Source organism: Pseudomonas sp. PH1b (assembly GCF_000633395.1).
GTDB lineage: Bacteria > Pseudomonadota > Gammaproteobacteria > Pseudomonadales > Pseudomonadaceae > Aquipseudomonas.
The window spans coordinates 70,282-84,675 of record NZ_AYMU01000002.1 but is presented as its reverse complement, the minus strand read 5'-3'; the positions used below and the strand labels follow the sequence as shown (position 1 = coordinate 84,675).

At 63.4% G+C, this 14,394-nt stretch carries 13 protein-coding genes; 4 read left to right on the top strand and 9 right to left on the bottom strand.

From position 1 onward, the window contains the following. The first annotated feature begins 74 nt into the window (after positions 1-74). From U873_RS0102990 to U873_RS0102975, 4 genes are all read left to right on the top strand, one after another. The gene (locus tag U873_RS0102990) at positions 75-1,451 is read left to right on the top strand and encodes an L-serine ammonia-lyase (protein ID WP_025126822.1); all 1,377 of its coding nucleotides are present in this window, start codon (positions 75-77) and stop codon (positions 1,449-1,451) included. A 40-nt stretch (positions 1,452-1,491) separates the two neighbouring features. Further along, the gene (gene gcvT, locus U873_RS0102985; protein ID WP_025126821.1) at positions 1,492-2,616 is read left to right on the top strand and encodes a glycine cleavage system aminomethyltransferase GcvT; all 1,125 of its coding nucleotides are present in this window, start codon (positions 1,492-1,494) and stop codon (positions 2,614-2,616) included. Positions 2,617-3,008: 392 nt separating this feature from the next. Next, a complete protein-coding gene (locus U873_RS0102980) occupies positions 3,009-3,221 on the top strand; it encodes a cold-shock protein (protein ID WP_007977299.1) in 213 nt (70 codons plus the stop codon). Between the two features lie 96 nt (positions 3,222-3,317). Continuing rightward, the gene (locus U873_RS0102975) at positions 3,318-3,806 is read left to right on the top strand and encodes an RDD family protein (protein ID WP_025126820.1); all 489 of its coding nucleotides are present in this window, start codon (positions 3,318-3,320) and stop codon (positions 3,804-3,806) included. A gap of 63 nt (positions 3,807-3,869) precedes the next feature. Here the strand turns inward: U873_RS0102975 and nadA are convergent, their stop codons facing one another. From nadA to U873_RS0102930, 9 genes are all read right to left on the bottom strand, one after another. Then, positions 3,870-4,928: a quinolinate synthase NadA gene (nadA, locus tag U873_RS0102970; protein ID WP_025126819.1), complete on the bottom strand. Its 1,059-nt coding sequence runs from the start codon at positions 4,926-4,928 to the stop codon at positions 3,870-3,872. 122 nt (positions 4,929-5,050) lie between these two features. Further along, positions 5,051-5,464 (bottom strand): sensor histidine kinase KdpD, encoded by a 414-nt coding sequence (locus tag U873_RS0102965; RefSeq protein WP_256244263.1) that lies wholly within the window; start codon positions 5,462-5,464, stop codon positions 5,051-5,053. A 144-nt stretch (positions 5,465-5,608) separates the two neighbouring features. Then, the gene (locus U873_RS0102960; protein ID WP_025126817.1) at positions 5,609-6,244 is read right to left on the bottom strand and encodes a thioesterase domain-containing protein; all 636 of its coding nucleotides are present in this window, start codon (positions 6,242-6,244) and stop codon (positions 5,609-5,611) included. Then, a complete protein-coding gene (locus tag U873_RS34710) occupies positions 6,241-9,306 on the bottom strand; it encodes a non-ribosomal peptide synthetase (RefSeq protein ID WP_025126816.1) in 3,066 nt (1,021 codons plus the stop codon). The genes U873_RS0102960 and U873_RS34710 overlap by 4 nt, the downstream gene beginning before the upstream one ends. 4 nt (positions 9,307-9,310) lie before the next feature. Continuing rightward, on the bottom strand, positions 9,311-10,321 hold the full coding sequence (locus U873_RS0102950) for a zinc-binding alcohol dehydrogenase (protein WP_025126815.1): 1,011 nt from the start codon (positions 10,319-10,321) through the stop codon (positions 9,311-9,313). After that, positions 10,321-11,664 carry a 3-phosphoshikimate 1-carboxyvinyltransferase gene (locus tag U873_RS0102945; protein WP_025126814.1) on the bottom strand — a complete coding sequence of 448 codons (1,344 nt, stop codon included), beginning with the start codon at positions 11,662-11,664 and terminating at the stop codon, positions 10,321-10,323. The genes U873_RS0102950 and U873_RS0102945 overlap by 1 nt, the downstream gene beginning before the upstream one ends. Beyond that, positions 11,661-12,869 (bottom strand): Coenzyme F420 hydrogenase/dehydrogenase, beta subunit C-terminal domain, encoded by a 1,209-nt coding sequence (locus U873_RS0102940; RefSeq protein WP_256244262.1) that lies wholly within the window; start codon positions 12,867-12,869, stop codon positions 11,661-11,663. The genes U873_RS0102945 and U873_RS0102940 overlap by 4 nt, the downstream gene beginning before the upstream one ends. 113 nt (positions 12,870-12,982) lie before the next feature. Then, positions 12,983-13,450 (bottom strand): GNAT family N-acetyltransferase, encoded by a 468-nt coding sequence (locus U873_RS0102935; protein ID WP_025126812.1) that lies wholly within the window; start codon positions 13,448-13,450, stop codon positions 12,983-12,985. Continuing rightward, the gene (locus tag U873_RS0102930; protein WP_025126811.1) at positions 13,451-14,386 is read right to left on the bottom strand and encodes a DMT family transporter; all 936 of its coding nucleotides are present in this window, start codon (positions 14,384-14,386) and stop codon (positions 13,451-13,453) included. Positions 14,387-14,394 lie beyond the last annotated feature (8 nt).

The following is a 14,394-nucleotide window of genomic DNA, read 5'->3' as shown; positions in this document are numbered from 1 at the left end:
CGATCGGCTCTTTCTTGCTGCTTGCAGCTTGTGGCTTGCCGCTACTCTCAATAATAAGAAACCGGAGAACCCACATGTCCCTGAGCGTGTTCGACCTGTTCAAGATTGGCATTGGCCCCTCCAGCTCCCACACCGTTGGCCCGATGCGTGCCGCTGCGCGGTTCGTCGAAGGCCTGCGCCGTGACGGACTGCTGACGGGAATCACCTGCGTCAAGGTCGAGCTGTACGGCTCGCTCGGCGCCACCGGCAAGGGCCACGGCAGCGACAAGGCTGTCCTGCTGGGCCTGGAAGGTGAACACCCGGATACCGTTAATACCGAAAACATTGCCGCTCGCCTGCAGGAAATACGCAGCAGCGGACGCCTCAGCCTGCTCGGCGAACACTCCATCGTGTTCAATGAGAAAGAACACCTGGCGATGATCCGCAAACCCCTGCCTTATCACCCCAATGGCATGATCTTTCGTGCCTTGGATAACGCCGGCCTGCAGGTTCGCAGCCGCGAGTACTACTCCGTCGGTGGCGGTTTCGTCGTTGATGAAGACGCTGCCGGAGCCGACCGGATCGTTGAAGACACCACCCCCTTGACCTTCCCCTTCAGGAACGCCAAGGAACTGCTGCAGCATTGCAGCACCTACGGCCTGACCATCAGCCAGGTGATGCTGAGCAACGAAAGCGCCTGGCGCCCGGAAGCGCAAACCCGTGCAGGCTTGCTGAATATCTGGCAAGTGATGCAAGACTGCGTCGACGCCGGCTGTCGCAACGAAGGCATCCTGCCTGGAGGGCTCAAGGTCAAGCGCCGCGCCGCCGCCCTGCACCGGCAATTGTGCAAGCACCCGGAAGCGGCGCTGCGCGACGCTTTATCGGTGCTGGACTGGGTCAACCTCTATGCCCTGGCCGTCAACGAAGAAAACGCCAACGGCGGACGCGTGGTCACCGCTCCCACCAATGGCGCAGCCGGAATCATCCCCGCAGTGCTGCACTACTACATGCGCTTCATTCCTGGAGCCAGCGAGGACGGCGTGGTGCGCTTTCTCCTCACCGCTGCCGCGATCGGCATCCTGTACAAGGAAAACGCCTCGATCTCCGGCGCCGAGGTCGGCTGCCAGGGTGAGGTGGGCGTCGCCTGCTCGATGGCGGCCGGTGCCCTGTGCGAGGTACTCGGCGGTAGCGTGCAGCAGGTCGAGAACGCGGCGGAAATCGGCATGGAACACAACCTCGGACTGACCTGTGACCCGATTGGCGGCCTGGTGCAAGTGCCTTGCATCGAGCGCAACGCCATGGGTTCGGTCAAGGCCATCAACGCAGTGCGCATGGCACTGCGAGGAGACGGGCAGCATTTCGTTTCCCTCGACAAGGTCATTCGCACCATGCGCCAGACCGGCGCCGACATGAAAAGCAAATACAAGGAAACCGCCCGTGGCGGTTTGGCCGTGAACATTATCGAGTGCTGACGCGCCAATGGCGTAGCAGCCGATTTATCAGGAGTTGCCCATGTCCACCGAATCACTGTTGAAGACCCCACTGCACAGCTTGCACCTGGAACTGGGTGCACGCATGGTGCCCTTCGCCGGCTACGACATGCCGGTGCAGTACCCGCTGGGGGTGATGAAAGAGCATCAGCACACCCGTGAGCAGGCCGGCCTGTTCGACGTATCCCACATGGGTCAGATCCGCCTGAGCGGCGCCCAGGCCGCCAAGGCCCTGGAAACCCTGGTGCCGGTAGACATCATCGACCTGCCCGTGGGCATGCAACGCTATGCGATGTTCACCAACGAGCAAGGCGGCATCCTCGACGACCTGATGGTCGCCAACCTGGGTGACGACCAACTGTTCCTGGTGGTCAATGCCGCCTGTAAAGACCAGGACTTGGCCCACTTGCGCCAGCACATCGGCACCCAGTGCGACATTCAGCCGCTGTTCGAAGAGCGCGCCCTGCTGGCCCTGCAAGGCCCGGCCGCCGTCACTGTATTGGCGCGCCTGGCACCAGAAGTGGCGCAGATGACCTTCATGCAATTCAAGCCTGTGACCGTGCTGGGAGCGGAGTGCTTTGTCAGCCGTTCGGGCTACACCGGTGAAGACGGTTTCGAAATCTCGATCCCGGCTGCCGAGGCAGAACGCCTCGCCCGTGCTCTGCTGGCTGAACCGGAGGTGGCAGCCATTGGCCTTGGGGCCCGTGACTCCCTGCGCCTGGAAGCCGGCCTGTGCCTCTATGGCCACGACATGAACAGTGACACCACGCCGATCCAGGCCAGCCTGCTGTGGGCCATTTCCAAAGTACGCCGCGCCGACGGTGCTCGTGCGGGTGGCTTTCCCGGGGCCGAAGTGATCTTCGCCCAGCAGCAAGCCGGCGTCAGCCGCAAGCGCGTCGGCCTGCTGCCCCAGGAACGCACACCGGTACGGGAAGGAGCAGAGATCGTCGACGCCGAAGGCAAGGTTATCGGCAACGTGTGCAGCGGCGGTTTTGGCCCGACCCTGGGCGGCCCGTTGGCCATGGGCTACCTCGATATCGAGCACTGCGCACTCGACACACCAGTTTCAGCAATAGTTCGTGGGAAAAAGGTGCCAATGCTTGTAAGCAAAATGCCATTCGTCCCACAACGCTATTACCGCGGCTGAGGGACTGTTTCTATAAGTAACGCGGTTGCGTTAAAAGTGCACTAATCTGTAACGCAACCGCCATAAAACAGTGCACATCTTCGATACTGAACTTCACTTATAACATCCGAAAACAATTGAACGACTCTATCGAATAAGCCCTGAACGCTAGTTCCGCCAAACCTTGGCAAGCGGCGTAATACCGGGGGTTCGCAGGGCTTGTTTTTTCTCCCGTAGTTGGCGTAGAGTTTCCCCACTGTGTTTGCATGGGTCGCTTGGAATCGTGACCTGGGCAGTAGCCAACAAGTTTGCTACAACCCGTTCGACGCCTCTTACTTTCCTGCAACCCAGCCCAGTACTCTTTCACGAGGAAGAGACTGTCATTAATTTTTTAGCGTCAAAGGAAATAAGAAATGTCCCAACGTCAGAGCGGTACCGTCAAGTGGTTTAACGACGAGAAAGGTTTTGGTTTTATCACTCCAGAAAGCGGTCCGGATCTGTTCGTACACTTCCGCGCCATTCAGGGCAACGGCTTCAAGAGCCTGAAAGAAGGCCAAAAAGTGACCTTCATCGCTGTGCAAGGCCAGAAAGGCATGCAGGCTGACGAAGTACAAGCAGAAGCCTAATCGTCTGTAACGAAAAAGCCCCTGATGCTGACATCAGGGGCTTTTTTGTGCGCGCAATTCCGTAAAATGGCTTTCTTTTCCAGTCGAGAGCCTGCCATGTCGAAACATCTGCTAAGCCCCCAAGGCGAGTTTCCCGCCGCCACCCTGGGTCGTCGCCTGGCAGCGATGTTCTATGATTTCCTGCTGTGCGTTGCCCTGCTGATCGTTACGGGAGGCATCTACAAGCTGATCCAGATGCAGATCATCGGCGAGGCCCGGATGCGCACCCTGACCGAAGCCGGGGCCCTGGACGGTGATCCGCTGTACTCCACGGTACTGCTGTTCGTGCTATTTGGCTTCTTCGCCAAATTCTGGACTCATACCGGCCAGACCCTGGGCATGCAAGTCTGGGGCATTCGCGTGCAGAACGCCGATGGCAGCCGCATCAGCCTGTGGCAGGCGCTGTTGCGCTTCATGGTCTCGATCGCTTCCTGGCTGTGCGCCGGCCTGGGTTTCTTCTGGGTGCTGGTGGACAAGCAGAAACGCAGCTGGCACGACATCTACTCCAATACCCAACTGGTGCGCATTCCCAAGCGGAAGAAGTAATACACGCCCATAAAAAACGCCCCGACAGATCGGGGCGTTTTTTATGGGCCGGAAAACAATCGGTCAGGCGTTGCCGGCAAGCTTCATGCGCGCGGCCTGAGTGAAATCCAGCATGCGCTTGAGAGGACGAATCGCATTGGGAATCAAGGCCGGGTCGACACTGATCTCGCCGCTCCCCGTCCTCAGGCACTCCAGGGTACGCTCCAGGGTGTTCATGGCCATCCACGGGCAATGGGCGCAACTACGGCACGCCGCACCGTTACCGGCCGTAGGCGCTTCGATGAAGACCTTGTCCGGACACAACTGCTGCATCTTGTAGAAAATGCCGCGATCGGTGGCGACGATGAAGGTCTTGTTCGGCAGCCGTTGCGCGGCAGCGATCAACTGACTGGTGGAACCCACCGCGTCGGCCAACTCGATCACCGAGCTGGGGGACTCCGGATGCACCAGGATGGCGGCATCCGGGTAAAGCGCCTTCATGTCTTCCAACTGCTTGGACTTGAATTCCTCGTGGACGATGCAAGCACCATCCCAGAGCAGCATGTCGGCACCGGTCTGGCGCTGGATATAGGTGCCCAGGTGCTTGTCCGGGCCCCAGATGATCGTCTCGCCGTTATCCATCAGGCTTTCGACGATCTCCAGGGCGCAGCTTGAGGTCACCACCCAGTCGGCACGAGCCTTGACCGCCGCCGAAGTGTTGGCATACACCACCACGGTGCGCTCCGGATGCTGGTCGCAGAAGGCCGAGAACTCCTCCACCGGGCACCCAAGGTCCAGGGAACAGGTGGCCTCCAGCGTTGGCATCAGCACACGTTTTTCCGGATTGAGGATTTTCGCCGTCTCGCCCATGAAGCGAACACCGGCGACCACTACGGTCTTGGCCGGATGGGCATTGCCGAAGCGGGCCATTTCCAGGGAGTCGGAGACACAACCGCCGGTTTCCTCGGCCAGGGCCTGAATCACCGGATCGCAATAGAAATGCGCAACCAGCACCGCGTCCTGAGCCTTGAGCTCGGCAGCAATGGCAGCACGAAGATGGGCCTCTTGCGCAGCGCTCAAAGGCTTGGGCTGCTTGGCATCGAGGTGGGCTTGGACCAGAAGGCGTTCAGAAATTTGCGTCATGTTCGCAAGACCTGCAGGCGCTTAGGCGCGAAAGTCGAGTATACCACCGGCTCCGGACCGCTTAAGGGCCCCGCCGGGAGAGTGAGTTCATCAGGTACGGACAACATTGGAGCCGCGCAAGGCTACAGAATATCCAGGGTATTCAAAAGCCTATTCTGTCCAACAACCGCGCCCTGCCCCGCCGGCGCAACCTGCACCCGGGCAAAAGCCACTGACACGCACAACCCGCATTTGGCCCGCTGGTCGGCGGAATCCAACCTGACCCGGCCGGCATGCCGATCGGTAATCGCCTTGACGATGGCAAGTCTCAGCCCGTAGCCCACTTCATCGCTGCCCGGCCGGCGCTGGAAAGGATCGAACACCCGCTCGCGCTCGGCCAAGGCAATACCCGTCTCCGAGTCGCGGACCTGCAGCAGGATCTCGTCCTGCACCTGGGCCACAGACAGGTCCACCTGCCCTGCTGGAGGGGTATATGCCCACCAGGTTTTCACCAGGGTCAGTAGGTCTTCCTGGATGATCCGGAAGGCCAGCGTCACCTGCGGAACCTTGTTCAGCCAATCGGTCTTGCTCAGCGGCTGTATCGGATGCCTCTCCATAGCTGCGCGAGTATTGGCGCAAGGCAGAGGCTACTAGGGAAAACTTGGCTGGAACCGAGGGCACCTCGAACGGGCCAGCGTCGATCACCAGGCAATGCGCTGCAAGGCCCCCGGGTTCAGCAGCCAGGTGAGCACATCAGGGCTGTTGATCACCGAGCCATGGTGGCGCTGCTCATCCCGCCAGTAGCGATTGTCCTGACTCGGATCAAGCCCCAGGCCCGGGGCCAGCCCCTCGGTGCTGCGCCCGGCGGACAGCAGCACATCCACCGCGACGCCCTTAAGCGGCACGGCCTGCCATTGAGACAGCTGCAGGATGTTGCCATGCACGCACTCGCGACTGACCAATTGCGCGTCCACCAGATCATCGACATAGGCGTACTGCGGATCGGCCGCCAGGCGCCGGGCAATGGCGTCAGGGGCCAGCCCTCGCAGCTCGGCCAACAGTGGCGGGTCCACCAGCAGCAGCGGCCTGCCGGGCGCCGTGCTCCGGGCCACGCAACAGGCCGCCACATAGGCGCCGAAGGAGTAACCGAGCACCGCATCCAGCGCCGTCAGGTCATGCTCTTCGGCGATCTGCCGGGCCAGGGCCTCGACACTGGAATAGGGCCAGTAGTCGCTGTAGTTGACCTGTACCAGCGACGCTTGCCCTTTGAGCGCCCGACCCAGGGCGGAAAAACAGATCGGATGGCCGACAAAGTCGGGAAAGCAGATCAGCTTCATTGACGTTGCCCCGCCGCGACAAAGGATTCGAGAAAAGCCCGGGCCCGCGGCTCGGGCAGATAGCTGTTGAGCAGTACTTCGCAACCCTGGGCCGACTTGATCACTGTCAGGTCGAGCAGGGTCTTGGGCCACTCGGTGACCGGGTTGGCGACCCGCGTTTGCAGCCACTGGGCATCACTGGCCGGCAGTTCGACGAAGTTGCACAGGAACGCCGGGGCAAAGCCGTACAAGCCCAGTGCCGCGAGTATTTCCTCATAGCCCAGGGCCGCCCGGGCCAATTTGGTATTCAGGTAATCCATGCCGGCCTGAGGCTCGCCGCCTTCGGCAAAGCGCCCGGGAGTCAGCGGCACAGGCACCGTGTAGCTGGAGAACCCGCTGATCACCGAACGCTCGGCCCAGGCGAACAGCAGATTGACGATCGGAGCCTCTATCCCCAGGCCCTCGGCGCAGCCCTGGCGGAAGGCCTGCAACAGGTGGAACAGACGCTGCGGCGAGGCCAGCTTCAACGGGTTCATGGCCAGTGCCGCCCGAAACTGCACCACCTGGGCTGTGGCCGTCGGCGCCGGGATATCGGCCAGCGGTGCGTACTCCTCGGCCTCCTGCTCCCAGGCCTCGGTACCGGCATCGGCCAGACGCTCATATGCCTCGGCCTGCATCAGGTTGTTGCCAACAAAGGAGAAGTCCGCCACCGCAGGCGAATGCGAATCCAGCGCCAACTGCTCCACGCTGCGCAGCAGGCTCAACTGGCCGACATGGTTGCCAAGGATGTGATGCAGCCACAGCCCCAGGTGCAGGGTGCCGTCGATGCGCACCTTGAACAGGCTGCACAGGTCCTGCTCGAACAGCGACAGCGGCCGCTGCAGGAAATGCTCCACGCAGGCCTGCTGGGTGGGAAACTCCACGACCTCCTCCAGCCACAGGCGCGCCGGCGGCTCGGGCGCCAGGTCAAAACAGTACTCACCCTCGACCCGTGCCACCCGACAGCCCGCCAGCGGATAGCGCTGCTTCAAACCTCGGGCCAGCGCCTCCAGGTCCAGCCCGGCGGCCGGCAACTGCTCGGGCCGGAACAGGTAGAGCACGTTGTTGGCCCGCAGATCCTTGCTGAACAGTTCGGCATACACCATCGACAACTGGCTCTTGTTCAAGCCGATCCAGCGACTGTCGCCGGCCCCCGACAACGCCCCGGAACCGCTGCGCAAAGCTTCCTCGGCCTGGTGCGCGGAGGTGGCGCGGACCACGGCAAAACGCCCCAGGTGAGTGTTGATGCAAAAGCCTGCCTGGGCTGTGGCCAGGGACTGCTGCTGCGTCGCCATCACGTGGTACTCCTCGGCACCGTTTTCCAGCAGGGATGCCAGGCCGGGCTGGGCCTGCAGCCAGTCCAGCAACTGGCCCAGGGTGGCCATGCGGTAGAACTGCTCCAGGTCCAGGCCCTCCCAGCCCAGGTGCCGGTTCACCATGCCCACCAGCTTGATCGCCCCCAGGGAGTTGCCGCCGTTGTCGAAGAAACTGCGCTGCAGGTCATGAACCAACACGCCAAAACGCGCGAGAAAACGCCCTGCCGGCGAGTCATCGGTTTGCGCGGCCGGCTGCCCGTGGCACAGCCGCTGCTTCAGCTCGGCAATATCCAGCTTGCCGGACGCCCGCAACGGAAAGCGCTCAATCTCGACAAAACGCTGCGGCACCATGAACGGCGGCAGGCCTTGCCGGCCATATTCGGCCAGCGCCCGGGGCTCGACCCCGGGCGCCTTGAGGTACACCAGCAGCAACTGCGCCTCGGTTCCCTGGTCATCCAGCAGCACGGCACAATCGAGCATCCCCGGGTACCGCTTGAAGGCGGCGGCGACCTCGGTCAGGGACAGGCGCTGGCCACGCAGCTTGATCTGGTCATCGCTGCGACCATGAAAGTGATAGAGCCCCTGGCCATCCCGGGAAACCAGGTCGCCACTGCGGTAGCAACGCAGTGTCTGGCCCTGCCACGGCAGGTCGATGAAGCGCTCCCGGGTCAGCTCGGCATCCCCGAGATAACCCGGGGACAGGCCGCCCCCGGCGATCAGCAACTCGCCGGGCTCATCCACCTCGCACGGCTGCCCATCGGCGCGCACCAGCAACAGAGTGGCATCGTCCACGGCCTGGCCGATGGGGATCTCCCGGCGGCTGTCGAAGTCCCGGGGAATGGCATAGACACAGGTGCCCATGGTGTTTTCCGTGGGGCCATAGCCGTTGTAGAGCACCAGCCCTTCGGAGGCGGCATAGGCCTGGCGGATATGCCCCGCGGACAGCACCTCGCCGCCGACCATCAGCCGCCTGACGCCCCGCAGCCAGTCACGATCGATGTCGATGAAGGTATTGAACAGGGTCGAGGTCAGCCACAGGCTGTCGACCCCGACGTCATGGATGTAACGACGCAGGTGCTCAAGGGTCAGCGGGCCTGGAACATGGATATGCAACTCGCCGCCATTGAGCAGCGCGGTCCAGATCTCGAACTGCGAGGCATCGAAGGTCAGGTTCGAGGCGTACAGCATGCGAAAGCCCGGCTGCAGCGCAAAGTGGCGCGGGCGATCGCAAAAGCCCAACACCCCGCGATGGGTGCAGGGAATGATCTTCGGCGCGCCGGTGGTGCCACTGGAAAAGTTCACGTACACCGGCTCGGCACCGGTCAGCTGCGGCCAGCACGGCACCTCGTCGGTTGGCGCCAGCAACTCGTCCAGCGCCAGGTACCCCGGGCCGCCCGCAGCTTCCTGGGTGACCCGCCAATGCACACCACTGCGCTCACAGACCGACTGGTTCCACTGGGGCGGGTTGCCAGGGTCCAGATAGCAGTACGAAAGGCCGGCCCGGACCATGCCCACCAGCAGCACCAATTGCTCGATCGAGCGCTGCACTTGCAGGCCCAGGGTGCTGCCGGGCTTCAGGCCAAGGCCCAGCAAACGCGCCGCCACCTCGGCCGAGCGCAGCTCCAGTTCCCGGTAGCTGAGCACTACGCCGTTGCAGCTCAGCGCGGTCTGGGTGGCGTGCCGGGCGAAAACTTCATCCAGGCGCGAAGCAATAGATAGATGACCCATGCCGTCACTCTTCCCTGTGCTTGATCAGGTTGATTCCAGGGGCGAAGAACCCCGCGCAGTTGTAGTGCTGCAAGGCTTGATCCGGGTCCATTTCGACCCGCTGCAAATGCTCCAGCCATTGCCTGGCGACCACCAGGTAATCGAGGCAACGAGCGATGTTGCGTTCCACGGTGGCCTCCCCCGCCGGGCACTGCACGCTCTTGAGCCCATGATGGTAGGCATCGTCGCGGTAACCGTTGCCGCAGCGGGACACGTTGACGATGTCGATGTTGCCCATCTGCGGCGACAGCTCCAGGGTCAGGCTGACCCGCCCGACATTCACCAGCCGCGAACGGCCAAGTCCGTTGCCCTCGGGGCTGAGCAAGGCCAGCAGCCGCGGGAACAAGGCACTGATATCCGCGTCGATGCACAGGAAGATCCGGGTGAATTGCCCGGCCATCGCCCCCGGCTCGGCCATAAGGTCGAGCACCTGCACCGGCAGGCCCGGATCGATGGCGGCGGGGTTGAGGTCGGCGACCCAGATCTGCGCGTCATGACAGGCCGCCACCAGGCTCAGCATCTTGCCCACCAGGCCCATGCCCACCACCAGAATCCGCTCCTCCGCCTGCAATTGCCCACGGTCCACCGCATGCACCGCGGTAGCGCCCAAGGTGGCGAGAATCGCCTGGTCCTGGGTCAGCGTCTGCGGCACCTTGCACACTAGGCGCTGGGGCACCTGGATCCAGTTGGAATGGGTGGCGATCTTCCAGCCCATGGCCACCACCCGGTCCCCCGGCTGCACGCCTGCCACCTCGGCCCCTACGGCGTGAACCACCCCGGCCGCGCAGTAACCCAGGGGCAGGTGTTCACCGGTCTCGCGAACCTGCTGCAGGTAGTGACGTTCGGTGCCCGGGCTGACCATGGAATAGTCCACCGCCACCCGCACTTCAGTGGCCGCCAGTGCGGCCAGCGGTTCATGCACGGCAATCACCCCATCGCTGCCACAGGCGGTCAGTGTGTATCGGCTGTTGGTCATCAGGCCTCCCGTCCGGTCAGGCGATCCAGGCACTGGGCAAACCCTGGAAATGAAGTCTGGTAGCAATGCCCTTCGAGGATCGTGGCCTTGAGCCCGTGGGCCAGCAACAGGACGTGGGCGGTCATCGACAGGCGATGGTCGCCAAAGGTCGGGATGGCACCCTCCACCTGCGGCGTCTGCCCGCCGGTCACGTGCACGTCGTAGCCCTCGACCTGGTAGTCCAGGCCCAGGGCATTGAGCATGCTGCGGGTGGCGGCGATCCGGTCCGACTCCTTGAAGGTCAGCTCATAAAGGTCACTGAAGGTCGCGCTGCCGGGCAGCACGCAACTGATGGCCAGGGCCAGCGGCACCTCGTCGATCATCGCGTGGAACTGGTGCTTGTCGCGCAAGTCGTGGGCCCGGGGCTGGCCGCCACCGCGCAGCAGCAAGCGCCCCACCGGTTCGCCATGGCGAATGCTGTCCACCTCCAGGGTCAGGTTGAAACCGCAGGCCAGCAACCAGTTGAAGAAGCCCAGGCGCGTCGGGTTCAGGCACACATTGTCGAAGCTCAGGCGCTGCTGCTCCTGGTGGCGGTTGCACAGCAGGAACAGCGCCGCAGGATAGGCAATGGCCGAGGGGTCGCGAGGGATGCTGATCTCCTCAGGAATCGCGCAGTCCCGGGGCTGGTAGTGGATCTGCAACTGCTCGTCCTGCAGCCGGTCACCAAAACTGTTGATGATGCGCTGGGTGTGATCCCGGGCCACCACCGGGTAGCGGATCGACATCGGCTTGCGCGCCGCCACCCCGGCAAACAGCAAGGTGCTGATGGCCTGGGCGCTGCCGATGTGGATCTGTGCCGCGCCGCCGCGGAACGCAGCCTGATGAATGCGGATCGGTAGCGCGCCCGGGCGCCCCAGGTATTCCAGGTGGGCGCCCATCTGGTTCAAGGGCTCGACGATCCAGTCGAAGGGGCGATTGCGCAGGGTTTCGTCGCCATCGACGATGCACGGCACATCGAGCCCCACCAGCATCCCGATCAACAGCCGCGCCGCCGCACTGGACGGGCCCAGGTCGACCCGCCGCTCATGGGTTGCCTGGGCGAACTCACCGCTGATCTCCAGGGTTTCCGGCGCCTGCCCCGGCGTCACCTCAAGCCCCAACTGCTGCAGGGCATCGAGCAACAGGGTCACGGCCTTGCCCCGGTTCAGGTCCCGCAGGCGCACCGGGTGCCGAGCCAGGGCGGCAAACAGGATCATCCGATGGCTGATGGACTTGTCCGACGGCAGGTAGCCGTCGATGTTGGCCCAGACCTGTTGTTCACGGTCCAGGGTGAAATCGATGGGCCGGTCCGGGTAATCGATCATGGGCTACTCCTGTATTTGGCGGGGTTGATCAGTTCGGCGTCGTCCACCAGCGCTTCGTCCTCGAAGTGGTCGCCCACGCCGGGGCCAGCGGGCAACACCAGCGGCTGGGTTTCGTAGAAGCGTCGGCGGTTCTTCTTGCGTTCAAGGCCGAGGTTGAAGCCACCCAGGTCGACCTCCCAGCTTTCCAGACGGCCGTGGGCGATGGCGCTGTCCACCAGGGCCTGGCCCCTTTCGGTACGGATCAGCGCGCGGCCGTGTTTCTGTTCCTCGGAACCGTTGAGGCTGGCTTCGAAGATGTTGGGGTCGCCGTCACACACGCTGACGTCGGCCAACCCGCTCATCCAGTCACCGCAGCTGAGGCAGCGAAAGGTCTTGTTGTCCTTGAGCTTGCCGAGAATCTCCCAGAAATCGATGCCGAAGGTCTGGCTGTCCAGCAGGGTGACTTGCAGCCGCCCGGGGTAATCGCCTTCGCGGTACTTGATGTCGCTGACCTGCTGCGGGTCCTGCCCCAGCACGTCAGTGATGATGCTGCGGGTGCCGGCCGGCAAGGTGTTGGAGGAACAGGCGGTCTCGATCACGCAGACGATCTGGCTGCGAGCCCAACGGCCGATGGCAGTATCCCGGCGTTGCAACTTGCGGATCGCCTGGACATGGCAGGCAAGCCCCACCAGGGCGATGCGCGCCTCCGGCTGCTGTTCGTAGCATTCGCGCAGGGCATTCAGGTAAGGCGCCAACTGGTAGGTGGACTGGGCATTGTTGATGATCGCCGCCGCGGCGCTGCCCAACTGCGGGGCGCTGCGCCAGCCCTGCTCGGGGTGACGGCCCATGGTCAGGGTCAGGTCCACGTCAAAGTGTTCCCGGGCGGCGAGCAGCAAGGTGGTAGCGGTGCCGCCACTGGCCGAACGCCGGACTATCTGCGGGTCGGTGGAACGTGCACCGATGGCCTGGCGGCTGATCCCCAGCCAGCGCTCATCGGCGCGGCGGGTACGGCCGAACAGTTCCAGCTCGGCGCGATCGGTGTCCGGTTGCAGCCCCGGGCACACCGCCAGGCACTCGCTGCAGCTTTCACAGCTGTCGCCGATGCCTTCCAGCAGGGGCACCACCCGCTCCGGGTCGAAGCTGATCACCTGCGGCGGGCACACCAGGGCGCAGGCGCCGCAACCGGCGCACAGGTTCTGATCGAGCACCGTTAGTTTCAATAGCATCCCTGTCATCTTGGATAAGCCTCGTGTGCCGTTTTCCGGGTGCAGCCGGCCGCGCCCCCGTGAACCGGGGACGGGCAAGATCTGCAGTGCTGAAGTGGCCGCTGACGGTCAGCTCAAAGCGGACGTTCCATCTTGATGATCTCGATGGACACCGGGCTGTTGCCGCGGCTGAAGGTGCCCTCACCGATCTTCTGGAAACCGTGGTAGGCGTAGAAGCCTTCGGCTGTCAGGGTTGCTTCCAGGTAGGCAGAGCTGGCACCGCTGGCACGCAGACGGGCCAGCGCCACCTCCAGCAGACGGCTGCCGAGGCCGCGCCTGGCAACGTCGCCACGAATGAACAGCTTGCTGACCTCATTGCCGTCGAGCTCGACGAAACCCTCAATCCGCTCACCCTCGGCCAGCCACAGCGAGCCCTTTTCCACGGCCTCCCGGTAGGTTTCCGGGGAGCGTCCATCGAGCCACATGCGGATCTGCTGATCGCTGTATTCAGAGGTGCACAGGCGCTCTACCGAGTTGCGGTGGGCCTCGAAAATACCGATCAGATCGTCCGTGGTTGCCTGGCGTATCCGTACATTGCTCATTCAGCTGAACTCCACTTTCTTGGGGGCGGGGTGGTAGCGAAACTTGAAGTTGATCAGGCTGCCCAGCATCACCAGGGCACTGCCGAGCATCAGGTGCAGGCTCAGCGGGGTCTCCCCCAGCCACACCGACAGGTAACTGGCGCCGATGGGGTACAGCACGCCGACATAGCCGGCGTTCTCGGCGCCCATGCGCTTGATCAGGTCGATGAACAGCACGAACACCAGCGCCGAGCACACCACCCCCAGATACAGCAGGATGCCGAGGTCGGCCAGGGTGCCGGGCAGCTGCAGGCCATGGCCGCCCAGCAGCAGGCTGACGGCGTACAGCGCGCAGGCCCAGCCGGCCGCCACCCTGTTGATGTGCAAGGTGCCGAGCTGGCAGGTCTTCTGGATGTGTTCCGAAAGCACCGAGCCGATGGCCACCGCCAGAAAGGAGCTCAGCCCCAGGGCCACGCCGGCCAGCGACAGCGGCCGCCCCGGGTCGCCGAGCATGAACAGCCCCAGCCCGGCAATGCTCACCAGCGCGCCGAGCAGGTTGTGCAGGGCAACCGGCACATGCAGGAACAGGCGCTTGATGCCGATGATGTAGAAAATCACGAAGGCACTGAGGCAGGCCATCTGCGCACTGCCCAGGTAGGCGGTGGCCAGGTAGGCCAGGCCGATGCCGGCATAGAAGTACACCGCCCCCACCCCGGCCATCAGCAGGTAGGCCTTGCGGGTCACCGGCTGCCGGGGGCCGGCGAACAGCCGCTGCCACAGCCACAGCACCCCGTAGGCAATGAGGAAGCGCAGCATCAGCGAAGAGCCGACGTCGCTGTGTTCCACCTGCAGCGAGATGGCGATCCAGTTGGTGGACCAGATCAGCAGGCAGCCGAGGAAAATCAGCACGGCGACCAGTGAACGGGGTTTCTTGTTGTTATCGGGTATGGCGTTCATGGCGGTTT